Here is a 21,800-nt window from a genome sequence, read left to right on the forward strand (position 1 = left end):
GTGCGGGACGTCACCTGGGAGGAAGTAACGTTCATCCAGTGGAACGGGACAGAGCCAGCAAAGCCGCCCATCTGGACTCCAAGTCCTAGGCGTCGCATTCTCCCATCGGGGAGTGAGGGGCGTGGGCAAACGTCGCTACTACGCAGACAATGAATACAACCGGCGAAGGTATGGCAGGCGCCATCGTTCGCGCGACGCGCCGTTATGGCTAAAGATCGGGGCCTTCGGTGCGGTTATGGCTGGCCTGCTGGCCTTTGAACTCGGTCCCCCTGCTGTTGGCTGCGGCATCAAGGGCAATATCAGCTACAACACTGGCGAGCGCATCTATCACGTTCCCGGGCAGGAACATTATTCCGAGACCCGCATCAGTCTTTCGAAGGGCGAGCGGTGGTTCTGTTCGGAAGATGCAGCGCGCGCGGCTGGGTGGCGGAAGGCTATGCGCTAGTGTCGGCTTTAGCCGTTTTCGCAGCCTATCCCGTCGCCGTCTCGGTCGAGATCATAGATATCCGTGCCTATGACGGTGACCGGCCCGCGCACATATGCGGGGCCGTTGCCCTTTCCAGAGGAACAATCGACGTCGCTGGCTATTGGAACGCAGGCCCCAGTGTAGTTTTGGTCGCACGCGTCTTCGGCATGAGCGCAGCCGATGAAAGATGCCACACCAAAAGCGACCGCGCATACACGATGGGAAACCGCCGGCTGGATCCTTGTCCAGATCAGCGCTGCCACCTCAGTCGTCAATCTCTTCGCCCTCATCGTCTTCGTCCGAACCGCGAGATGGATCTTCGACGAAGGTCTGGCAGCCCTCATTAAATGATTGGCTGTTTGAACTGCAGTCGCTTTCGTTGGAAATCTGGTTTTGCTCTGCCCAGTCGTAGCCCGCCTTATGGCCGGAACAATCTTCGGTGCAGTCATTTCCTCCGAAAGTCTCCTGCGCAAAACACGGCGTGGCCAATGACGCCGCAAGCATCAATGTCCCCAGGTGGATCACCGTTCGAATTCTCATCTGCGCCCCCATGAAGACCAGCACCAGCGCCTGCTATCTAGGCGCCGCGTATATGCCTACGCGCACGCCATCCAAATCACGCAGTTTGGCCCTGATATCAATGGCAGTGGTACTCACCAGTTTTATGGTTGGTATGGCACCCATTGGAATCGGTGCCTCCGCCGTGCGCGAAGGTATCGATCGAAAAAGCCAACATAGTCAAAGCCGCCACGGCGGCAAGAATCGTACTTTTCATATTGCCCTCCCAAAATAATTTGAACAGAAGAGCACTATCGCGGAGCCAGCACAACCGGTAGCTCGCAAACACCAATTGAGTGCGCCCGTCTTTGATATCAATATTGCCATCGTGCCAGCAAGGGCTTGCCAAAGACAAACGGTCGGAAACAGGCTTAGATCCCCAATTTTGAGGCCATCTTTTGCGCGGCTGCCGTCGCCCTGTCGATGTCGCGGGCTATTGCAAGCAGATGACGTTGGCTCGACTCGAAATCACTATCCCGGCAGGCTACCATCGCCCGCTTGAATAGCCCACGCAGGGCAGTGACGCGGCTACGGGCGCTGACCAGATCGCAGATCGGTATGACATCTGTTTCCATAACTGGATTCCCGGCGGCTTTTCGGATCGAATTCAGCCTCTTAAACTCGAGCTTTTCGGTGCGCGTCATCCATCTTGGTGCCGGAAATTCATGGGTTTTGGGATTGGCCTTGGTCATTAATCTTTCCAAGTCGCGGAATCGCACCTTTCGCAATAAAAAAAGTGCCTGAATGAAGCAATCTGCGGTTGTGAACACATCAATGATACAACCCGACTATCCCCCGCCGCGCACGTCGTGTGGTAATGGAGGCGCCGCCACGCTGGCGTCACAGCGCGGCGGCCAGTGAGCCTGGGAGGAAGGGGAAACGCCCAGGCTAACGACAGGTTTCAATGGACTGGGTAACGCTTCTTGATCCCTTCAATCGAACGCTGGAACCAGGTCTCCATCTGCCGCCGATAGGTGGCAAGACGTACGCTGATTTCGCGTTCGTTGATGTCCTGCTTCTTGAGGGTGGCTTCGTAGTCGACAAGAACTTTATCGCGAACATTGCCAAGCGCCTCAGTGGCGAATGCAATTGCCTGCGACGGGGTCATAGCTTCACCTTGGTGGCGCGGGCCTTCGCAACGCCCCGCTTGGCATCGTTTTGCGGGCCGGTCGCAAGTTCGAGCAAACGAACGCGGTTTGCCAATGACTTGGTCTCTTTTTCGACGGTTGCCTTGATTACATCGGCGACGTCTTGCAAGAATTCGGGATCATCGATGTGAGCAGAACCAACGTTGTTCTCAGCCTTGGTCAAAGCTCTTGCCAGTCTGAGGACGGCATCAAGGTCTTGGCGATTGAGATGACTCGTCAATGTGTTCACGATTAAGCCTCCGGTAGGATGAGGCTTGAACATAGCAGACCATAGATCGGTGACCGGGAACGCGTTCCGCGACCGCTCGCGGTGACAGCTGGCGAACGGGTCGGATGGCAACCCTACAAGTGTCCTGACACTGACTGTGTCTAGATCGAAGGGCAATTTACCGTGGCCGCTCACGAACCTGATTACAGCTTTCACGATGCGAGATGCGATCTCGCCAATTTCCTTAGGATCCTCGGAGTCCCATTCAGGCAATACGCCAGCAATCAGGAATGCGTCTCGGGCCTCTCCGACTTTGAGGGTTAGGGGGAATACGGCCTCGCCTCTTTCCTGTCGCGCTTTCCATTCTTCTTTCCGCTGCTTTGCGGTCTTGGCGGTTGAGGCCCTGGATCTATCTGGCGCCGCCGATTTCGTATTTTTGCCAGTCTTTATCTTGCTCATTTTTCATAATCCATCCGCTCCTTTTTCTGATTTTCTGATTTTCTGATTTTCTGATTTCTGATTTCTGATTTCTGATTTTTCGATTTTTTCTATGGTGTCGCGCCTCCCCTGCCATGATCGCGGTAGGCGATGCGCTGCATTTCAATCCTGACTGAAGACCAGAAAGCGGCCACCTCGGCGTCTATGGCCTCAGGCCTCAGGCGTGTCTTCGCCAGATGCGTTCTTAGGCCAACATCGACCTGGAGCCGGTAGGAGACCGCATGCTTCTCTGTCGTCTTCCCTGACAGCTTGGTGGCGACGTCGCGGACCTTGCCGACGCGGCACGCCAGGGGGAAGGCCAGTATTTGGCAAGGCCGGGCCGCGCATTCGAACAACGGGAGATCACGCTGCATAACGGACTCCCACCCAAGATCTATAAAGTAGTTCCCTTTCTACTACTGGGCAGCGGTCAGGAAAGGGAACCGATGGAGCCGGTTTCGAGGCAGGAAAGGGAACCGGTGAAAGGCAGGAAAGGGAACTGGGAAGCTGTTTTTCGATGCACATGGTCAGGCCACCTTTTTCGATCTATTGGCGTCGACTTTTTCATCATCGGAAGCACGGCGAAATTGCTCGATAAAATCCTTTGCCTTTTCGACCGTAATTTTTTTCCAGTCATCGGTCGGCTCGCGCCTTCCCTTGGCCGGCACAAATGTCAGTCGGTATTTATTGGCGCCGCGAATGTCCCCCTTGGGATTGTCATCCAGGATGCATTGGATAAGGCCAAGTTGTTCACCCAGGGTGACCGCCGGCCGGATTGTCTTTTTTGAAATGCCTGCGGCGACGAACTGGGAATAGGTGACGTACAGGTCCCCGTTCTCATATCCGCCATGGCGAAGGTGTTCGATCTCCAGCCGCTCAATAATCTTACGTAGGGGTTGTGGCGCCAGTCCCCAGGCCGGGCTGAGGAGCATTTCGAGGCGATGGGCAATGAAGAACCCATCCTGGAGATACCGGCGCTTCTTGCTACCGGCGGCGCCGGCCGTGCCGCTTTTGGTATCGGCGCCCATCACCGGCCCTCCTTCGCCTGTTCAGCGCGGATCTCAGCGGCACGCTTGACCGCAAGGATCGCGGTGACGCTCTGGATACCGAAATGCCGGCAGACGCTCGGTACCAAAGGCCTGCCGAGATCGCGGAAATTCTTTGCGATCTGGATGGCGACGAACTCGACAAGTTCGAGATCGATGCGCATCAGAATGGGCACGGATCATGTTCGCCGATTGTCCGGCTGCGAGGGGCAGCCGGTTCCGGCCGCAACACCTTGCTAAAGCCTTCGACGGCGCACTGGGCTTTCAATCGTCCCAAGGCGAATTCGGTCACCTCTTGTTCAGCCTCATAAACGGCCTGGAGCCTGATGGATTCCGGAACCACGGGAAACCGGTTCGCCTCATTAAGGATGTCCTTACCGTGCACCAAAGCGTGAACCAGATGCTGACGCAGGTGTGCAACAACACGCCCTTTGAATTCTTCAAGGGAGGCTTCCATTTATGCGCTCTCCCCTTGGAGAAGGCCTAGGCGCTTTGCCTCCTGCGCCACCGGAACGCGGCGGAGACGGCCCATTTTCAATGTCTTGATGTCACCACGCGCCGCAGCCGCATAGGAGGCATTGCGCGACAAATCCAGGAAGACACGACCGAAGACGGTTACGGGCAGCGTTGCATACTGCAGGGCCTGCTCCCTCGTCGTGATTTCATTACTGGGGATTTTGCTCATAGCAATCGTCCTTTCAAAATCGGCGCTTCTTGTGCCGTTTTGTGACGCTATGGCATTTCAAATACCAGTCAATACCATCTTGTGCTTCTTGTGCCGATTTTGTAGAAGGCTTCAGGCGAGGACTGAAGATTGATGGCGAAAAAACCTCGGGAAAACCGCGTACCGATGATGCTCTCCGATGAAGAGCTCACCGAAATCGACAATTGGCGGTACGCGAATCGAGTGGCCACAAGATCAGATGCAATCCGCAGATTGGTTGAGATCGGGCGCTGGTGTGATGCATCCATTGAAGAAATCGACGCTGCGAGCATGACCTTGATCCCAACGCTGACAGAGTTGTCCGGTCAGCTTACTGAAATCGGGTTCCATAGTATCTCCGTCGAGAAGCGCGACTTGTTTGCTCAAGCGCTGATCGCCCTTTCAGACTCCATCGCCAAGGCAATTTCGCAATCCATTGAGATCAGAGAACTCAGACTTTCTACCGTGGAAATGCGTGGTGCTGGCGAATTCGAAAAGGCCTCCAGTCAGGCGCGACTGGCGAAGGAAGCCATGTCTGGTGTGCGATTGGATCAGGCCGTCGAACAAGCCTCAAGGCTTGCCACCAATCTAGCCATTCTTGCCGAATTGGGACCAAAGAAATGAAGGGCCATCTCAGAGAACGTTCGCCGGGGCATTGGGCAATCGTCCTCGATATCGGAGAGCGAGATCCAAAGACCGGAAAAAAGAAACGTAAGTGGCACAGCTTCAACGGCACGAAGCGCGAGGCCGACAATGAATGCTCCCGGCTCATCACGGCCCTTACCCAAGGCCAATATGTCGAGCCGACTAAGCAGACTCTCGGCCAATTTTTTGAAGAGTGGCTGACGTTCATTAGGCCATCGGTCGCGCCGAAGACGCACGAGCGGTATGCCGAGATATGCCGAAAGGGACTTGGCCCGCTAATCGGGGATGTGATCCTATCGAAGCTGAAAACGGACCGGATTGACGCGGCCTTTTCAACGGCCTTGACGGCACCGCGCATGGATCACCGCAAGAAGAAAAACGAGGAGCCGTCCAAAGCTCTTCCGCCATTGTCTCCCCGTACGGTTCACCACTACAGGCGGGTGCTGGTCAAGGCGCTTGGCCAGGCGGTGACATGGGACAGGCTGTCTCGAAATCCAGCGCTGGCGACGACGCCGCCAAAGGTCGAACGCAAGAGGGTGACGGCCTATGATGCGGTGCAGACAGCGATCCTGCTGGACACGCTTCGGCCGACGCGAATGTTTGTTCCCATACTCCTAGCTGTGACCTGTGGGTTGCGCCGTGGCGAGATTCTTGCGCTGCGCTGGCGCCACCTCGAACTTGGCGAAAACAGCCGACAGATGTCGATCCAGGAAAGCGCAGAACAAACGAACGAGGGCGTCCGATACAAAGAGCCTAAGAGCGGCCGGGCCAGAACGGTGGCTCTGTCGGCCAGCACTGTCGCCGAACTGAAGGCGCACCGCGCCCGGCAGGCCGAGGAGCAGTTGCGCCTGGGCATTCGTCCGGATGCCGACAGCTTCGTTGTGGCACAGGTCGACGGCCAGCCCCTGCAGCCCCGCTCGCTGACGCATGAGTGGGTGCGCGTTCTGGCCAAGACCTCCCTGCCCCGCATCCGGTTCCATGATCTGCGGCACACCCACGCAACACAGATGCTTTCCGCAGGCGTTCACCCCAAGATAGCAAGCGAGCGCCTGGGCCATTCCAACATCGGGATAACGCTCGACCTATATTCGCATGTCATGCCGGGAATGCAGGCCGACGCGGCGGAGCAAGTTGACGTGGCATTGCAGGCGGCTATAAGCAGCCAGCGAAAAGCCAAATAGTTGCAAAGTGCGTAGCAAACGCACGAATGAAGTTTCTTGGCACAAGGAATAACGTAGTAGGATCAATACTTTGGAGGGATGGCCGAGCGGTTTAAGGCACCGGTCTTGAAAACCGGCGTGGGTGCAAGCCCACCGTGGGTTCGAATCCCACTCCCTCCGCCAGATATTTGGCTACCGTGCTGAATTGCCTCTGTATTTTCAAAGAGGGCCAAATCTTTCCTAAGTTATTCCTAACTTCCTAAAACGAAGAAGCCTGCCACCGCGAGGCAGCGGGCCAGCGTGAGCGCAAACGTTGCGCCAGCCTCAGGATCAACGTTCGTCCTGGCGATAGAGCCGTTTGGTCGCGCGGTCGCTTTCCATGCGTTCTGCAGGACCACGGTGGCGTCGGGTCATAAGAACGTATGCCATCAATAGGGCCAGCAACAGTGGCCCACCAGCAACGACGATCAACCACATCACACTTTCAAACATGAGGCATCTCCTTCACGTCACAACCGTCAAGGAGAAGAACCGTTCCGTTCAAAGTTACAGCAACACCAGCACCTCCTGCGACTGAGGGCCGTTTTCCCATGTGACCGTTTCGGAAATCCGGGCTCCGCTGCAACAAAAGGCTGCGGCTGCACGTTGCGGTTGATCATTCAACCAGGAGCAAAGCAAATGGCTGACGACAAAACGAAGACGGACTTCCGCGATCGGGACCGCGTCTCTGCCGATGAGGATTATGAAGTCGAGTATTTCGCCACCAAGGCCGGCATCACCCCGCAGCAGGTCAAGGAATTGATCGCGAAGCACGGCAACCGACGCGAGACGCTGGAGCGGGAAGCGAAGGCTCTGGGGAGCGGTAGGTAGGCCGGCATGCCAGAGTACCAGGTGGAAGAGTGGCATGGAGAGGAGTGTGTCTCAACTCAGGCCACGAGCGCCGATGATCCGTTATCTGCGGTAGAGAAGGTCACGGGCCAAAGGGTGTCGCCTAGAGCGCTTCAGGAGCATTGGTTTCGTGTGGTCGATGAAGATGCGCGAAGCACGCATGAATTCAGCCTTGAGGACGGCGGCCCGGCTGGAGATTTCGCAAAATAGCCATGACCAGAATCTCGGACCTGCATTGGGACCAACGCTGCAGATAGGCGAGAAAGGTGCAGCCGCCGGGCGGACCCGACGGCTTATCGTCGATTGGATCGCTGCCGCCGCATGGGGCCTTAAGGCGCGGCCGGCGCCAGCTTGGCGGCTACTTGGTCGATCTTGTCGGCAAGTACGCTATTGGCCCAATCTGTCACCTCAGGGTCAACGGGCTTGTTGGCCATTTGGGCAAGGGCTGCATCGATCGATGGGACGTTGGCAGCGGCAGCTGTGGCGGCGGTCTGAGCAGCGGCCGCATCCTGGGTGGCGTCATCGAGCGCTGCCTGTGCTGCATCGAGGTCGGCCTGCGTCGGGACATCTTCGGGCGGGGTATTCGGGTCAGCCGCTTTCGCATTCAGCGCGTCGAGCGCCGCTTTGGCGTCGGCAACCGCCTGATTAGCGGCATCGAGCGCCGATTGAGCGTTCTTGGCTATTGCCGACTGTGTCACATAAGCCTGCACGCCAGCGAAGTTCTTGCTCTTGGAGTGCATAAAGGCGTTGGCGTTGCGCTGCAGTGAGTTCAATCGGCCCAGCTTGGCATGGATATTCTTTTCCTTGGACACTGAACCGGTAGCGGCCTTGGCGACCTGGCCCTTGGCGGATGCCGACTTGCCGAGCGAACCGCCGCCTCCGCCATTGCCGCCAGCATTACCGTTTCCTCCGCCATTGCCATTGCCATTGCCGTTACCGTTACCATTGCCATGGCCGTTACCATGGCCGTTGCCACCAGCAGCAGCCAGGGCCGGCGACACCAGAAGCGAGAACACCGCAAATGCAGCAAAAAGGGTCTTTCGGGATGTCATAACTACCTCCGAGATTGCCACCGCCACTAACCGCTATAGCGGGCAACATGAGGAATCGCTAACACAAAGGGTAAACTTGGATATAGCTGTGCTTTCATTGCGAGAACGAAGCGGCCGGCCGGCGAAACGCCAACCAGCATAACTCTTTGAAATTGCTGAAGTAGATCACCCTCGTTGGGACCGGCCGGCCTTCCGAACTCAAAGGTCCTAGACCGCTCGGACCAAGGTCTTAAGCCGTGGTTTCGGCCGCGACTCAGAAGTCGTGACGGCGCGGCGACCTTCGGTAGTCGGCACCGTATCGGCCTGAGGCCGAGCTCGACATCGATCCGCTGCTGTGTCCCAAAACACCTCCTAAGTGCTTGTATTCTCTGTCTTTTGATATAAGCGCTAGTCTGAGGTAAATTTCGACCGGCATATGGCGGGCTTACGTTATGCAGCATCGAACGTTCTTTGGCGGCAAGGTCACCGAGATCCCCACTTCGTTACATTGCGATCCCAGGGGAATGCTGACCGCTATCGAGTTCAGCGGTTACAATTTCCAAGCCGTGCGGGCGTTCGTCGTCACCGCGCCGCGCGGCACGTCGCGGGGCGGACATGCACACGGCTCGGGCCGGCAATTGATGATGCAGCTGTCGGGCGAGATCGGCATCGAATTTCGCTATCAGGAACAGGTCGAACGGCTGACGCTCACCGCATCGAACCGCGCGGTGCTGGTCGATGCCCCGGTGTGGGCGCTGCAGACCTATGAAGGCGAGAACCCGTCTTTGCTGGTTTTCTGCGATACCGAATACGACCCTGAAAACTACGTATCGAACCCCTGAGGACACTCATCGGGAAAGGAGAGGCCGCGATGCGCGCCAGGACATGACAGCGCCTCGCGGCAGAATGGCTATTCTCGGCGCCGGCATCATGGGCGCCAGCCTCGCTCTCATGATGGCCCGCAGAGGCTACGCGGTGTCCCTCTTCGACAAGGAGAGCGAGCCGATGGCCTGCGCCAGCCGTTGGAACGAGGGCAAGATTCATCTCGGCTATCTCTACGGGAACGATCCCTCGCTGCTGACCGCCCGGCATCTGCTTTCGGGAGGACTGTGTTTCGGCAGGCTTGTTTCCGAGCTGATCGGAAGCAATCTGGAAGCGCACACGACCCTTTCGGAAGACCTTTATCTGATCCATCGCAACTCGATCGTCGCTGCCGAGGCGCTGGGGGCGATCTTTGAACGTGTGGATGTATTGGTGCGCAGCCACGCTGACGCCACGAGCTACCTTGCCGACGTATCGGCGGCGCGGTCGAAACGGCTTTCCAGAACTGAATTGGCCGATGTCACCAACTCGGACCAGATCGTCGGCGGCTTCCAGGTGCCGGAGCGATCCGTCAACACGCGATGGGTTGCCGACCGGCTTTGCGCGGCGCTTCGGGGTGAACCCAATATCAGCTTGCGGATGGCGTCCAAAGTCCTGTCGGCACAGCCGGTGGACGGAATTGACGGGAAATGGCGCGTGGCGGTCGCAGGCAAGAAAAGTGAGGCGTTCGACATCGTCGTCAATTGCCTTTGGGAGGGGCGGCTGGCTGTCGACCGCACGGCCGGCATCGAGCCGGTTCCCGGATGGTCGCACCGCTACAGGCTTTGCCTGTTCGGCCGCACCAGGCAGCCTGTCAATGTGCCATGCGCGGTCGTCGCCCTTGGCCCGTTCGGCGACATAAAAAACTATGACGGGCGCAACTTCTATCTCTCCTGGTACCCGAGCGGGTTGCTTGCGGAGAGTGGCGAATTGTCGATCGAAACGCCGCAAGCGCTCGATGCCGACGCACGACAGCGGTTCATCGGCGACGTTCGCGCCACGCTCGCCCGGTTGGTGCCCAGTGTTTCCAGCATGTTCGACGATGCCGAGGAGCTTGAGGTACGCGGCGGCTTCGTGTTTGCGCAAGGGCGTGGTTCGCTCAGCGACCCGAAAGCCACAATCCATCGCCGCGACCAATTCGGGGTCAACCGCCTGGGCAACTACATCTCGGTCGACACAGGTAAATATTCGACGGCGCCGTGGCTTGCCGACAGGCTGGCGCGGCAAATCTGCGGGATCGAGTGAATGGGTGAGACAGAACAGGGCGGCGCGAAGCAGGTAGCGCAGAAACAAGTCCAGCTTCGATCCGGCTGGCGGCCGAAGGTCACGGCGCTGGTGCCATGCTACAATTCGGCGGCATTCATTTCGCGTACGCTGGACAGCCTCGCCGCGCAGACCTGGGACAATATCGAGATCCTGGTCGGGGAGGACAATTCGACCGACGCGACATTCGAGGCCGTTTCAGCCTTCGCCGGCGGCCGCGACGATGTCCGTATCCTCCGCCGGGACAAAAACCTGGGATGGCTGAAGAACTCCAACGATCTGATGGCCAATGCCAGCGGCGAATTGATGTTCTTTGCCTTCCATGACGACGTCATCGATCCAACCTATATCGAGGCGCTGGTGCGGGCGCTCGATGCCAATCCCGCGGCCGTACTGTCGTTCAGCGACGTCGAAGTGATCGAAGTCAGCGGCGAAAGTGCCACGTGGAAGTTCGACCTGCTGGAGGGCTTGCAGGACGGTTTTGCGCGTGGCCGGGCGATGGCGCGCCAGCCGCATGGATGGTGGGTTCCCAATCGTGGGATATTCAGGGCCTGGGCGTTCCACCGTAGCGGCGGGATCAAGCCCAACAGCCAAGGCGAATTCAGCGCCGACTGGACCTGGCTTCTGCATCTGTCGCTGCTCGGCGGCTTTGTCCGCGTGCCGCAAGTGCTCTGCCACAAATACTACCGGGCGGGCAGCATCAGCCGGCGCTGGGACCGCAACAGCACCCAACGAAGGGCCTTGCGGGCGGCGGGGATAAGGGAGGTCTGGCACAGCGAGGCCGGCCTTGCACAAAGAGCCTTCCTCGCTGTCTATATCGCCTTGCGGCCGTGGCGGTGGGTGCCGCGATCGCGAGAAGCGCAAAGACGGCGAAACAGGCAATCGGTGCATGGCAGCCCGGACAAATAAGAATGGCGCCGGCGACGTATCAAAGCGGCTGCGTCAAAACACCCTGCCCGGCCAACGGCGATTTCCGCGCATATCCGGCTGCCCCAAAATGGCACTCCGGTTGATTTTTCACGCGAGTTATGGTCGTTCTCCCGCCCATGAAAAAACTATTCCTTGCGGCGCTGGCCTCGGTGACGCTGGCCTGGCCCGCCCACGCGATGGACGCCGCCCTGCGCGCCGGCCTGCTGAAACTCGACCCGGAGACCCGGCTGGAGCAGAGATGCGACGCCGAAGTGCTCGACCGCATCAGCCATGACGACCACAAGTACAAGGCAGACCGCGTCGTCGCCTACGCCTTCGCGACGCCGGAAATGAAGGCCGATGCCATCCGCAGCCCGGGTGCTGCCTTCCGCAGCAAGGGGCAGTGGTACCGGCTGAAGTTCAAATGCGAGACGGCGCCTGACCATATGGAGGTCCTGCAGTTCCGTTACCGCATCGGCGACGAGATTCCGGAAGCCGACTGGGCGAAGTACAATCTCTACGACTGAATTCGCTGCGACCAGAATTCTCTCTGGCAGAACGACCTTCCCTATTCCCGTGGCTTTCAGCGTCGGCCGTTAGAGCGGTTCAGCTTTTTACAGAGCAGCTGACCCACTCTAACTCTTTGTTTTTGCATGATTCCGGACGGAAAACCGCTACGCACTTTTCCTGGAATTGCGCCGGCAGTCTCTTGACGCGCGGGAACCATACACGTTAGGGCGTCGGCATATCCGACGACGAACACGCCGATACAGCAAGGGGCTCCGGTCGATGGACATTTTCAGCGCTGCAAGCATGACGGCCCTCCTCCAGGTCATCGCCATCGATCTGGTGCTTGCCGGCGACAATGCCATCGTCATCGGCCTTGCCGCCGCCGGCCTGCCGGTCGAGCAGCGCAAGAAAGCCATCCTGATCGGCGTGTTGGCGGCGACTGTGCTGCGCATCCTGTTTGCCGCCGTCACCGTCAAGCTTCTTGCCATTGTCGGCCTGCTGCTGGCCGGCGGCATCCTTTTGTTGTGGGTGTGCTGGAAGATGTGGCGCGAGCTGCGGACGTCGCATGCCGACGAGTTCGAGGCGACCGAGGCGCTCTCCGATTCCGACCTCAACAGCGACAGAACGGTAGGTGGCAAGGCGCCGCGCAAGACGCTCGGCCAGGCGGCCCTGCAGATCGTCGTCGCCGATGTTTCGATGTCGCTGGACAATGTGCTGGCGGTCGCCGGTGCGGCGCGCGATCATTTTCCGGTGCTTGTCATAGGCCTGGTGCTGTCGATCGCCTTGATGGGCTTGGCCGCGAGCTTCATTGCCAAGCTGCTGCACCGCCACCGCTGGATCGCTTATGTCGGCCTGCTGATCATTCTCTACGTCGCGATCGATATGGTCTATCGCGGCGTTGTCGAGGTCTGGCCGCATGTCAGTCCTGTGGTGAGCTGACGCTGCCGGTCCTACAGCTTCTGTATATTACGGGTATCTGCCGGAGGCAGTGGTCGCGTTCGCCGCAGCCGCTGCCCATACCAATGCCGCAATAAGTGTGGTACTGGCCGCCGATCCCGAAAAACCCGGAATGTTTCTCATGTCTGCGCCTCGCGTCAGTTTCGTCAGCCTTGGATGCCCGAAGGCGCTTGTGGATTCCGAGCGCATCATCACGCGCCTGCGCGCCGAAGGCTATGAGATCGCACGCAAGCATGACGGCGCCGACCTTGTCGTCGTCAACACCTGCGGCTTTCTCGATTCAGCCCGCGACGAATCGCTCAACGCCATTGGTTCGGCGCTTTCGGAAAACGGCCGGGTGATCGTCACCGGCTGCCTCGGCGCCGAGCCGGACGTCATCCGAGAGAAGCACCCCAACGTCCTCGCCATCACCGGCCCGCAGGCCTATGAGAGCGTGATGGCCGCGGTGCATGAGGCGGCGCCGCCCAGCCACGATCCCTATATCGACCTTCTGCCGCCGCAAGGCGTCAAGCTGACGCCGCGCCACTACGCCTATCTCAAGATTTCCGAAGGCTGCAACAACCGCTGCACCTTCTGCATCATTCCGGCACTGCGCGGCGACCTCGTCTCGCGCCCGGCGGCCGATGTGCTGCGCGAGGCCGAGAAGCTGGCCAAGGCCGGCGTCAAGGAACTGCTGGTCATCTCGCAGGACACCAGCGCCTACGGCATCGACATCAAGTACCAGACGTCGATGTTCGGCGACCGCGAAGTGCGGGCGAAATTCCTCGACCTTTCGGAGGAGCTGGGCAAGCTCGGCATCTGGGTACGCATGCACTATGTCTACCCCTACCCGCATGTCGCCGATGTCATCCCGCTAATGGCGGATGGAAAAATCCTTCCCTATCTGGACATCCCCTTCCAGCACGCCTCGCCGCAGGTGCTGAAGAACATGCGCCGTCCAGCCCATGGCGAAAAGACGCTGGAGCGCATTCGCGGCTGGCGCGAGGTGTGCCCGGATCTGGCGATACGCTCGACCTTCATCGTCGGTTTCCCCGGCGAGACCGACGAGGATTTCGAGATGCTGCTCGACTGGCTGGACGAGGCCAGGATCGATCGCGCCGGCTGCTTTAAATACGAGCCGGTCCGCGGCGCCCGCTCCAACGATCTCGGCCTCGAACAGGTGCCGCAGGAGATCAAGGAAGCGCGCTGGCATCGCTTCATGCAGCGCCAGCAGAAGATCTCGGCGACGCAGCTGGCCAAGAAGGTCGGCAAGCGCCTGCCGGTGCTGATCGACGAGGCGCATGGCACGTCTGCCAAGGGCCGGACAAAATACGACGCGCCCGAGATCGACGGTTCGGTGCATATCCAGTCGCGCCGCCCGCTGCGCCAAGGCGACATCGTCACGGTCAAGATCGACCGCGCCGACGCCTACGACCTTTACGGCTCGGCGGTTTAGAAAATTACCAAAAAGGGCGCCTCCCGGCGCCCTCGGATTTTTGGCACAGCCCTCGGCGCGGTTTCGCAGTCGAAGCGTGCAGCCCGCGAAATGAAAAAGGGCGCCGCGCGGCGCCCCTTCTCCTTTGCGTTTCCGATATTTACTGCGGCAACTTGTCGTCGACGCCCTTCACATAGAAGTTCATGCCGAGCAGCGTGCCGTCGTCGGCGACTTCGCCGTCCTTGAGCCACGGCGTGCCGTCCTGCTTGGCGACCGGTCCGGTGAAGGGGTTCCAGCCATCTGCGATTTTCTTGGCGGTTGCCTCGGCCATCGCCTTCACATCGTCCGGCATGTTGGTGAAGGGCGCCAGCTTGACGGCGCCGTCCTTGATGCCGAGCCAGACATTGTCCGGCTTCCAGGTGCCGTCGAGCGCTGCCTGAACGCGGCTGATGTAGTACGGCCCCCATTCGTCCGTCAGCGAGGTCAGCTGCGCGTTCGGCGCGAACTTGATCATGTCGGAGGACTGGCCGAAGCCGTGCAGCTTGCGCTCTTCCGCCACCTGCAAGGCAGCGGTGGAATCGGTGTGCTGAACGATGATGTCGGCGCCCTGATCGAACAGTGCCTTGGCCGCGTCAGCTTCCTTGCCCGGATCGAACCAGGAGTTCACCCAGACGATCTTGGCCTTGAAGTTCGGGTTGACCGACTGCGCGCCGAGCATGAAGGAGTTGATACCCATCACCACTTCGGGGATCGGGAAGGAAACGATATAGCCGGCGACCCCTGCCTTCGATTCCTTGGCGGCGATCTGGCCGAGCACATAGCGGCCTTCATAGAAGCGCGCATTGTAGATGCCGAGATTGTCAGCGGTCTTGTAGCCGGTGGCGTGCTCGAACATCACTTTGGGGAACTTCTTGGCGACCTTCACTTCCGGGTCCATGAAGCCGAAAGAGGTGCCGAAGATGATCTTGCAGCCTTCGCGCGCCAGACGCTCGAAAGCGCGGTCGGCATCGGGACCTTCCGAGACGTTCTCGAGATAGGCGGTTTCGACCTTGTCGCCGAGCGCCTTTTCCACCTCGAGGCGGCCCTGGTCGTGCTGGTAGGAATAGCCGAAGTCGCCGATCGGGCCGGTGTAGACCCAGCATGCCTTCAACTTGTCGGCGGCCTGCGCGGACGCCGCCAGTGACATGGCGGCCGTCGTGGTCATCAACGCAATAAGCAGTTTTTTCATTGTGTTACCTCTCTGAGTTTAGCCTTGGAGCTTCCCGTTTGTTTTTGTTGTCAACGATCCGGAACGAATGGCTGCCCCAAGGAAGCCGGCGTGTTCATCATCGTCAGACGCTTGTTGCGCGAGATTAGAACGAGAACCACGACGGTTGCCAGATAGGGCAGAGAAGAAAGCAGCTGCGAAGGCACCGGAATGCCAAATGCCTGTGCATGAAGCTGGCCGATCCACACCGCGCCGAAGATGTAGGCGCCGGCGAGCACGCGCCACGGCCGCCAGGAGGCGAAGACGACCAGCGCCAGCGCGATCCAGCCGCGGCCCGCGCTCATGTTCTCCACCCATTGCGGCGTGTAGACCAGCGACAGATGGCCGCCGGCAAGGCCGGCGCAGGCGCCGCCGAAGATGACCGCGAGATAGCGGTAGCGGATGACCTTGATGCCGAGCGCATGCGCCGATGTGTGGCTGTCGCCGATCGAGCGCAGAGTGAGGCCGGTGCGGGTCTTGAACAGGAACCACATGACGGCCGCCGTCAGCGCGATCGAGATGTAGAAGATCGGGTCCTGGCCGAACAACAGCCTGCCGACCACGGGAATGTCGGTGAGCACCGGAACGTAGAGGTTTGGCAGCCGCTCGCCGGGCTGGCCGACGAAGCTGGTCCCCATCATGCCGGAAAGGCCGAGGCCGAGCAGCGTCAACGACAGGCCGGTCGCCACCTGATTGGTGGCGAGCGACAGCGTCATCACCGCAAACAGCAGCGAGAACACCGCGCCCATGGCAATTGCCGCCAACAGGCCCATCCAGGGCGATCCCGTGAGATAGCCGGCTCCGAAGCCGCCGACGGCGCCCATGATCATCATGCCTTCGACGCCGAGGTTGAGCACGCCGGAGCGCTCGACCACCAGTTCGCCGATGGCCGCTATTAAAAGCGGCGTCGCCGCCGTGGCGATGGTCAAAAGGATGTTGACGGCGATGTCCATCAGCGGGCTTCCTTCAACTTCGGCGCGGCTTCAAGCTTCGCCGCGCTTTTCGTCAGCGCCATGCCGACCAGACGGATGCGATAGTGGATGAGCGTGTCGCAGCCGAGCACGAAGAACAAAAGCATGCCCTGGAACACGCGTGCCACTTTGTCGGAAATGCCGAGCGCGCTCTGCACCGCCTCGCCGCCGAGATAGGTCAACGCCAGCACCAGGCCGGCGGCGACAATGCCGAGCGGATTGAGCCGGCCGAGGAACGCGACAATAATGGCGGTGAAGCCGTAGCCGGGCGAGATCACCGGCTGGAGCTGGCCGATGGCGCCGGAGACTTCCGAAATGCCGGCAAGCCCAGCCAGCGCGCCTGACAGCAGGAAGGCGAAGAACACCATGCGGTTGAGGCCGAAACCGGCGAAGCGCCCTGCCCTCGGGCTGGAGCCGAGCACGCGGACCTCAAAACCCTTGAGCAGGCGGCTCATCAGCACCCAGATCAGCACGGCTGCAACAAGCGCGAAGACAAAACCCCAATTGGCGCGGCCGGCATCCGGCATCAGTTCCGGCAGGACCGCCGAGTCATTGAACTGGATCGTCTGCGGGAAACCGTGGCCCTGTGGATCGCGCCAGGGGCCGCGCACCAGCCAGTCGAGGAAAAGCTGGGCGACATAGACCAGCATCAGGCTGGTCAGGATTTCGTTGGTGCCGAAGCGCGTCTTCAAGAGAGCCGGGATTGCTGCATAGGCGGCACCGCCGACCATGCCGAACAACAGCATCAGCGGCAGCACCAGCGGGCCTTCGAACCCGGGAAACAGCACCGGAATGGCCGAGCCGAAAATGCCGCCGAGGATGAACTGTCCCTCAGCGCCGATGTTCCAGATGTTGGCCTTGTAACAGACCGACAGGCCGACCGCGATCAGGATCAACGGCGCGGCCTTGATCGCCAGCTCATGCAGCTGCCAGACCTGGCTGATCGGCTCGATGAAATAGATCTCAAATGCGCTCAGCGGGTTGACGCCGAGCAGCGCGAACAGAACCGCGCCGGCGATGATCGTTAGGGCGAAGGCGATGAAGGGCGACAGCGCCGAAAAGAGCATAGAGCGCTGCGGGCGTTTGACGAGTTCGAGGCGCATCATGCCGTCTCCAGACCATGTTCGGCGTGGCCAGGCTCGGCGCCGCCCATCAACAGACCGACCTTTTCGAAAGTTGCCTCGGCGATCGGCAGCGGTTTGGACAATTCGCCATTGTGCATGACCGCGATCGCGTCCGAAATCTCGAACAGCTCATCGAGGTCCTGGCTGATGACCAGAACTGCCGAGCCGCTGCGCGCCAGTTCGATCAGCGCCTGGCGGATGTGGGCGGCGGCACCGGCGTCGACGCCCCAGGTCGGCTGGTTGACGACCATGACGGCAGGGCTGCGGTCGAGTTCGCGACCGACGATGAATTTCTGCAAATTGCCGCCCGAAAGGGCCGCAGCTTCCGGATCGGGCGCGCTCTTGCGCACATCCATCGCCACGATGATGCGCTGGGCGGCGGCATAGACCGCACCGCTTTTGACGGCGCCGCCGGCGCCGACAAAAACCTTGCCGTCGGTGGCGTGCCGCGACAGAAGCAGATTTTCCGAAAGCTTCATGCGTGGCGCCGCGCCATGGCCGAGGCGTTCTTCCGGCACGAAGGCAGCGCCCATCAGCCGCCGGCCTGTGATCGAGAGCGAGCCGGCATCCTTGCCGCGGATGCGCACGGATGCGGCGTCCTGCTGCAGCACCTCGCCGGAGACGGATTCGAAGAACTCGCCCTGGCCGTTGCCGGCGACACCGGCAATGCCGATCACCTCGCCGGCGCGCACAGTGAGGTTGATATTCTTCAGCGGGATCGAAAACGGGGTTGCCGGCTTGCGGCTGAGGGCGCGGATTTCGAGCAGCGGCTGCGCGGCCTCGATGCCTTCGGCCGGTGCGCGCACCACGGCCTTCACCTCGTTGCCGACCATCATGCGGGCCAGCGACGAAGCCGTTTCCTCGCGCGGGTTGCAATGGCCGACGACCTTGCCGTGACGCAGCACGGTGGCGCGGTCGCAGATGCGTTTGACCTCTTCCAGCCGGTGCGAAATGTAGAGGATGGATTTGCCCTCCGAGCGCAGGCGCTCAAGCGTTTCGAACAGCTTGTCGGCTTCCTGCGGCGTCAGCACCGAGGTCGGCTCGTCGAGGATGATGAGCTGCGGCGTCTGCAACAGGCAGCGGATGATCTCGATGCGCTGGCGTTCGCCGACCGAGAGATCGCCGACCAGCGAGTCCGGATCGAGCGGCAGGCCATAGCTGAAGGAAAGCGCCCTCGCCTTGGCCGCGATCGAGCTGATCGGTGAGCCGTCATCCAGAGACAGAGCGATATTCTCGGCCGCGGTCAGCGCCTCGAACAGCGAAAAGTGCTGAAACACCATGCCGATGCCGAGCTTCTTCGCCATGCCCGGACTGGTGATCCGCACCGCTTCGCCGTTCCAGAATATCTCGCCGGAATTGGGCTCCAGCGAACCGAACAGCATCTTGACCAGCGTCGACTTGCCGGCGCCGTTTTCGCCAAGCAGCGCGTGGATCTCGCCCTTGGCGATGTTGAGGTCGATATGATCGCACGCAGTCAGCGTGCCGAATATCTTGGTCAGGCCACGAACCTCAAGCAGGTTCGCTCCATCATGATCTGCACTCACAGTGCCTCCCATCCGGTTTCCGGATATGTTCTGTGTTCCCGCCAACATCGTATGCGCTGGCCGCTCTCGTGCGAAAGCAGCACCCACCTTGAAAGAGCTTCAAGAATTTCAGCGGAAACTCAAGGGGTAAAGATAGGCCCGTTTCGCACAACAAACCGACCGACCGGTTTTTCGTGCAAACAGTGCCTGGGCGCCGCGGCAAAGCACTGAAAGGAAGGCAAACCTCCGTCAGGGGATCAGTATTGTCGTACCCGTGGTCTTGCGCCCTTCGAGATCGGCTTGCGCCTTGCCCGCGTCCTTCAGCGCATAACGCTGGTTGATCTTGATCTCGACCGCACCGCTCAACACCACGTCGAACAATGCCGCGGCGGAGACTTCGAGGTCTTCACGCTTGGCGTTGTAGACGAACAAAGTCGGCCTGGTAGCGAACAGCGAGCCCTTCTGCGCCAGCAGCGACATCGAAAATGGCGGGATCGGTCCAGAGGACTGACCGAAAGAGACGAACATGCCGAGCGGCTTCAGACAGTCGAGCGAGGCCGGGAATGTGTCGTTGCCGACCGAATCGTAGACGACGTCACATTTCTTGCCGCCGGTGATGGCGGCGACCCCGGCGACGAAATCCTGCTCCTTGTAGTTGATGACATGGTTGAAGCCATGCGCCTTGGCGAGCTCGATCTTGTCGGTTGAGCTTGCCGTGCCGATGACGGTGGCGCCGAGATGTTTTGCCCATTGTCCCAGGATCAGCCCGACGCCGCCGGCGGCGGCATGAAACAGGATGGTGTCGCCTGCCTTCACCTTGAAGGTCCGGCGCAACAGATACTCCGCCGTCATGCCTTTAAGCATCATGCCGGCGGCCTGTTCGTCGCTGATGCGGTCCGGTACCTTGACCACGCGGTCGGCGGCGACAATGCGCTGTTCGGCATAGGCACCGACATTGACGGCATAGGCGATGCGGTCGCCCGGCTTCAGCCAGTCGATGCCTGCGCCGACCTCGAGAACCACACCTGCCGCCTCGCCGCCCGGGATCAGCGGGAAGCCGCCGGGCGGCGGATAGAGGCCATTGCGGTGATAGACATCGATGAAATTGAGGCCGATCGCGGTGTGCCTGACCAGGATCTGCCCGGCGCCGGGTTGTCCCGGATCGGCGTCTTCATAGGTCAGGACTTCCGGACCGCCATGGGCGTGGATACGGATTGCTTTGGACATTTGTGGGCTTTCCTGCGGTCAGGCTTTCTTAGTGTCCGGCTTGGCGCCGAGTTTGGGGAAGAACTGCATGATACCGCCGATGCAGGCGAGGTAAAGTCCGGTGATGGTGATGCCGACCTTGGTAAAGACGCCGACCTGTTCGCCCAAAACGCCGATCTGGTCGTAGAAGGCGGCAAGGGCCGCCTGCGCCAGCGCCAGCGCACCGAAAGCGCACCAGAGCAGCGTCATGCCAAGATTGATTGGCCGCAGCCGCACCACCCGCACGGGATGGATGAAGTTGATCGGCACGAAGGTCAGGATGCCGGCCGCCACGACGACGCCGAAGGACACCCACTGTCCGGGCTCGATGACGAACAGCGTGAACACGACCATGTTCCAGACGACCGGAAAGCCTTTGAAGAAGTTCTCCTTCGTCTTCATTCCGGTGTCGGCATAATAGATGGCGCTGGACACCACGATGATGGCCGCCGACAGGAACGACAGCCCTTCGCCCATGAAGCCGCGCTGGTAGAGTGCGAAGGCCGGGATCAGCACGTAGGTGACATAGTCGATGATGTTGTCGAGGAGTTCGCCCGACCAGGTCGGCAAAATCTCCTTGACCTCGAGCTTGCGGGCGATCGGCCCGTCTATGCCGTCGACGAACAGCGCCAGCCCCAGCCACCAGAACATCGCCGTCCAGCGTTGCTCGCTTGCCGCCACCAGAGACAGGAAGGCCAGGAACGAGCCAGACGCGGTCAACAGATGCACCGAGAATGCCCGCGCCTGCGGCCAGGTGACCTTTTTCTTCGGCCTCGGAATCCGGTCGGTGATCTTTTTGGCGGCGTTTCTGGCCGTTGTGTTCTTGCTCACGGGCCCCGCCAATCCAGTTTGCAGATTTCGGCCGAGCGGCCGGCAAAGTTCCAGTTGCGGCCGAAAGCCCGCATCTTGCTCTTGTCGGACCTGGCCACGATGATCTCCGGCGCGATCCAGTATTCCGAGTTGCCGATCACGGTATCCTTCTCGCGATCCTTGCCGGGAATCGGTGTGACCACCCCGTCGATGATCTTCGGTATCTGGAAAATACGGGTCTTGTCACGCGTCTCGTAGGTGATCGGCACCTGCTCGACACCGAGGAACTTGCCGACAAGGATCGACAACAGCGAGGTGGTTCCGCCGGCCTTCCCGGTGAAGATCCTGGTCAGCGCTTTCACCGCATAGACGGAGGCTTGCTTGTCGATGAACAGGCCTGCGGTCCAGTTGCCGCGGCTCATGTAGCCGGGGATTTCCATGACCAGACCGAGATTGAGGCCGGACAGGTCGACCTCGCCGAAATGGCCTGCGTCGATGCGGAAGCCCGCCCAGGTCTGGCAATAACCCTCCGTCGGCGGATGGCTGCCAAGCGACAGTACGCAAGGACAAAAAACCGTGCAATTGCAGGAGAGTACGAGCTCTCCTTTCATTGCCCAGCCTTGCTCTGCCATGGAAT

The 21,800-nt window shown here is 60.2% G+C and carries 29 protein-coding genes and 1 tRNA gene; 11 read left to right on the forward strand and 19 right to left on the reverse strand.

Features of this window, described 5'->3' with window-relative positions; translation table 11 throughout:
- The first annotated feature begins 121 nt into the window (after window positions 1-121).
- Complete coding sequence (locus NLY42_RS21440) at window positions 122-445, forward strand: sunset domain-containing protein (RefSeq protein ID WP_023711578.1); 324 nt, start codon at window positions 122-124, stop codon at window positions 443-445.
- 285 nt (window positions 446-730) lie between these two features.
- Here the strand turns inward: NLY42_RS21440 and NLY42_RS21445 are convergent, their stop codons facing one another.
- The 10 genes from NLY42_RS21445 to NLY42_RS21490 all read right to left on the reverse strand — a co-directional run bounded on the left by NLY42_RS21445 (window position 731) and on the right by NLY42_RS21490 (window position 4,588).
- Window positions 731-1,030, reverse strand: coding sequence for a hypothetical protein (locus tag NLY42_RS21445; RefSeq protein ID WP_348528045.1), 300 nt, complete (start codon window positions 1,028-1,030; stop codon window positions 731-733).
- A gap of 73 nt (window positions 1,031-1,103) precedes the next feature.
- Window positions 1,104-1,241: a YHYH domain-containing protein gene (locus NLY42_RS21450; RefSeq protein WP_198022209.1), complete on the reverse strand. Its 138-nt coding sequence runs from the start codon at window positions 1,239-1,241 to the stop codon at window positions 1,104-1,106.
- Between the two features lie 154 nt (window positions 1,242-1,395).
- Window positions 1,396-1,716 carry a hypothetical protein gene (locus tag NLY42_RS21455; RefSeq protein ID WP_023711580.1) on the reverse strand — a complete coding sequence of 107 codons (321 nt, stop codon included), beginning with the start codon at window positions 1,714-1,716 and terminating at the stop codon, window positions 1,396-1,398.
- Between the two features lie 209 nt (window positions 1,717-1,925).
- Window positions 1,926-2,132, reverse strand: coding sequence for a hypothetical protein (locus NLY42_RS21460; RefSeq protein ID WP_023755245.1), 207 nt, complete (start codon window positions 2,130-2,132; stop codon window positions 1,926-1,928).
- The gene (locus NLY42_RS21465) at window positions 2,129-2,839 is read right to left on the reverse strand and encodes a hypothetical protein (RefSeq protein ID WP_023755246.1); all 711 of its coding nucleotides are present in this window, start codon (window positions 2,837-2,839) and stop codon (window positions 2,129-2,131) included. Before NLY42_RS21465 ends, NLY42_RS21460 begins: the two co-directional genes overlap by 4 nt.
- Before the next feature lie 89 nt (window positions 2,840-2,928).
- Window positions 2,929-3,231 carry a DUF6074 family protein gene (locus NLY42_RS21470; RefSeq protein WP_023755247.1) on the reverse strand — a complete coding sequence of 101 codons (303 nt, stop codon included), beginning with the start codon at window positions 3,229-3,231 and terminating at the stop codon, window positions 2,929-2,931.
- A 153-nt stretch (window positions 3,232-3,384) separates the two neighbouring features.
- The gene (locus NLY42_RS21475; protein WP_023755248.1) at window positions 3,385-3,885 is read right to left on the reverse strand and encodes a hypothetical protein; all 501 of its coding nucleotides are present in this window, start codon (window positions 3,883-3,885) and stop codon (window positions 3,385-3,387) included.
- Window positions 3,885-4,079, reverse strand: coding sequence for a hypothetical protein (locus NLY42_RS21480; RefSeq protein ID WP_156933803.1), 195 nt, complete (start codon window positions 4,077-4,079; stop codon window positions 3,885-3,887). Before NLY42_RS21480 ends, NLY42_RS21475 begins: the two co-directional genes overlap by 1 nt.
- Window positions 4,067-4,360: a hypothetical protein gene (locus NLY42_RS21485; protein ID WP_023755250.1), complete on the reverse strand. Its 294-nt coding sequence runs from the start codon at window positions 4,358-4,360 to the stop codon at window positions 4,067-4,069. The genes NLY42_RS21480 and NLY42_RS21485 overlap by 13 nt, the downstream gene beginning before the upstream one ends.
- Window positions 4,361-4,588 (reverse strand): hypothetical protein, encoded by a 228-nt coding sequence (locus NLY42_RS21490; protein ID WP_023755251.1) that lies wholly within the window; start codon window positions 4,586-4,588, stop codon window positions 4,361-4,363. It lies immediately after the preceding gene.
- Window positions 4,589-4,720: 132 nt separating this feature from the next.
- On the opposite strand from NLY42_RS21490, the gene NLY42_RS21495 reads away from it, so the two are divergent.
- From NLY42_RS21495 to NLY42_RS21505, 3 genes are all read left to right on the forward strand, one after another.
- Window positions 4,721-5,230: a hypothetical protein gene (locus NLY42_RS21495; RefSeq protein WP_023755252.1), complete on the forward strand. Its 510-nt coding sequence runs from the start codon at window positions 4,721-4,723 to the stop codon at window positions 5,228-5,230.
- On the forward strand, window positions 5,227-6,432 hold the full coding sequence (locus NLY42_RS21500; protein ID WP_023755253.1) for a site-specific integrase: 1,206 nt from the start codon (window positions 5,227-5,229) through the stop codon (window positions 6,430-6,432). Before NLY42_RS21495 ends, NLY42_RS21500 begins: the two co-directional genes overlap by 4 nt.
- A 72-nt stretch (window positions 6,433-6,504) precedes the next feature.
- Window positions 6,505-6,594: transfer RNA gene (locus NLY42_RS21505), tRNA-Ser, on the forward strand.
- Window positions 6,595-6,741: 147 nt separating this feature from the next.
- Here the strand turns inward: NLY42_RS21505 and NLY42_RS21510 are convergent.
- Window positions 6,742-6,903 carry a hypothetical protein gene (locus NLY42_RS21510; protein WP_023691300.1) on the reverse strand — a complete coding sequence of 54 codons (162 nt, stop codon included), beginning with the start codon at window positions 6,901-6,903 and terminating at the stop codon, window positions 6,742-6,744.
- Window positions 6,904-7,089: 186 nt separating this feature from the next.
- Between NLY42_RS21510 and NLY42_RS21515 the strand changes: the two genes are divergently transcribed.
- Window positions 7,090-7,281, forward strand: coding sequence for a DUF3606 domain-containing protein (locus NLY42_RS21515; RefSeq protein ID WP_023668952.1), 192 nt, complete (start codon window positions 7,090-7,092; stop codon window positions 7,279-7,281).
- Between the two features lie 347 nt (window positions 7,282-7,628).
- Here NLY42_RS21515 and NLY42_RS21520 read toward each other — a convergent pair whose 3' ends face one another.
- Window positions 7,629-8,351: a hypothetical protein gene (locus tag NLY42_RS21520; protein WP_023755254.1), complete on the reverse strand. Its 723-nt coding sequence runs from the start codon at window positions 8,349-8,351 to the stop codon at window positions 7,629-7,631.
- A 431-nt stretch (window positions 8,352-8,782) separates the two neighbouring features.
- Here NLY42_RS21520 and NLY42_RS21525 point away from each other — a divergent pair, with 431 nt between their 5' ends.
- From NLY42_RS21525 to rimO, 6 genes are all read left to right on the forward strand, one after another.
- The gene (locus NLY42_RS21525; protein WP_023682533.1) at window positions 8,783-9,172 is read left to right on the forward strand and encodes a sugar 3,4-ketoisomerase; all 390 of its coding nucleotides are present in this window, start codon (window positions 8,783-8,785) and stop codon (window positions 9,170-9,172) included.
- A gap of 43 nt (window positions 9,173-9,215) precedes the next feature.
- Complete coding sequence (locus NLY42_RS21530) at window positions 9,216-10,436, forward strand: FAD-dependent oxidoreductase (RefSeq protein WP_198024616.1); 1,221 nt, start codon at window positions 9,216-9,218, stop codon at window positions 10,434-10,436.
- Window positions 10,437-11,363, forward strand: coding sequence for a glycosyltransferase family 2 protein (locus tag NLY42_RS21535; RefSeq protein WP_023755256.1), 927 nt, complete (start codon window positions 10,437-10,439; stop codon window positions 11,361-11,363).
- A 119-nt stretch (window positions 11,364-11,482) separates the two neighbouring features.
- Window positions 11,483-11,890 (forward strand): DUF930 domain-containing protein, encoded by a 408-nt coding sequence (locus NLY42_RS21540; protein ID WP_032889884.1) that lies wholly within the window; start codon window positions 11,483-11,485, stop codon window positions 11,888-11,890.
- Between the two features lie 262 nt (window positions 11,891-12,152).
- Complete coding sequence (locus NLY42_RS21545) at window positions 12,153-12,812, forward strand: TerC family protein (RefSeq protein WP_023668959.1); 660 nt, start codon at window positions 12,153-12,155, stop codon at window positions 12,810-12,812.
- Window positions 12,813-12,951: 139 nt separating this feature from the next.
- Window positions 12,952-14,265: a 30S ribosomal protein S12 methylthiotransferase RimO gene (gene rimO, locus NLY42_RS21550; protein ID WP_023691314.1), complete on the forward strand. Its 1,314-nt coding sequence runs from the start codon at window positions 12,952-12,954 to the stop codon at window positions 14,263-14,265.
- A 139-nt stretch (window positions 14,266-14,404) separates the two neighbouring features.
- Here the strand turns inward: rimO and NLY42_RS21555 are convergent, their stop codons facing one another.
- The 7 genes from NLY42_RS21555 to NLY42_RS21585 form a co-directional block, all read right to left on the reverse strand.
- Window positions 14,405-15,472: a BMP family ABC transporter substrate-binding protein gene (locus tag NLY42_RS21555; RefSeq protein ID WP_023682527.1), complete on the reverse strand. Its 1,068-nt coding sequence runs from the start codon at window positions 15,470-15,472 to the stop codon at window positions 14,405-14,407.
- Window positions 15,473-15,522: 50 nt separating this feature from the next.
- Window positions 15,523-16,443 carry an ABC transporter permease gene (locus tag NLY42_RS21560; protein WP_023682526.1) on the reverse strand — a complete coding sequence of 307 codons (921 nt, stop codon included), beginning with the start codon at window positions 16,441-16,443 and terminating at the stop codon, window positions 15,523-15,525.
- Entirely contained in the window at window positions 16,443-17,567 is a 1,125-nt protein-coding gene (locus NLY42_RS21565; RefSeq protein ID WP_031193354.1) for an ABC transporter permease, read from the reverse strand. Before NLY42_RS21565 ends, NLY42_RS21560 begins: the two co-directional genes overlap by 1 nt.
- A complete protein-coding gene (locus NLY42_RS21570) occupies window positions 17,564-19,141 on the reverse strand; it encodes an ABC transporter ATP-binding protein (protein ID WP_023755257.1) in 1,578 nt (525 codons plus the stop codon). Before NLY42_RS21570 ends, NLY42_RS21565 begins: the two co-directional genes overlap by 4 nt.
- 216 nt (window positions 19,142-19,357) lie before the next feature.
- Window positions 19,358-20,335, reverse strand: coding sequence for a quinone oxidoreductase family protein (locus NLY42_RS21575; protein WP_023730588.1), 978 nt, complete (start codon window positions 20,333-20,335; stop codon window positions 19,358-19,360).
- A gap of 18 nt (window positions 20,336-20,353) precedes the next feature.
- Window positions 20,354-21,184 carry a phosphatidylcholine synthase gene (gene pcsA, locus NLY42_RS21580; RefSeq protein ID WP_023682522.1) on the reverse strand — a complete coding sequence of 277 codons (831 nt, stop codon included), beginning with the start codon at window positions 21,182-21,184 and terminating at the stop codon, window positions 20,354-20,356.
- The gene (locus tag NLY42_RS21585; protein ID WP_023755258.1) at window positions 21,181-21,795 is read right to left on the reverse strand and encodes a DUF1326 domain-containing protein; all 615 of its coding nucleotides are present in this window, start codon (window positions 21,793-21,795) and stop codon (window positions 21,181-21,183) included. Before NLY42_RS21585 ends, pcsA begins: the two co-directional genes overlap by 4 nt.
- Between the last annotated feature and the right edge of the window lie 5 nt (window positions 21,796-21,800).

Source organism: Mesorhizobium sp. C372A (genome assembly GCF_030323245.1).
Lineage (GTDB): Bacteria > Pseudomonadota > Alphaproteobacteria > Rhizobiales > Rhizobiaceae > Mesorhizobium.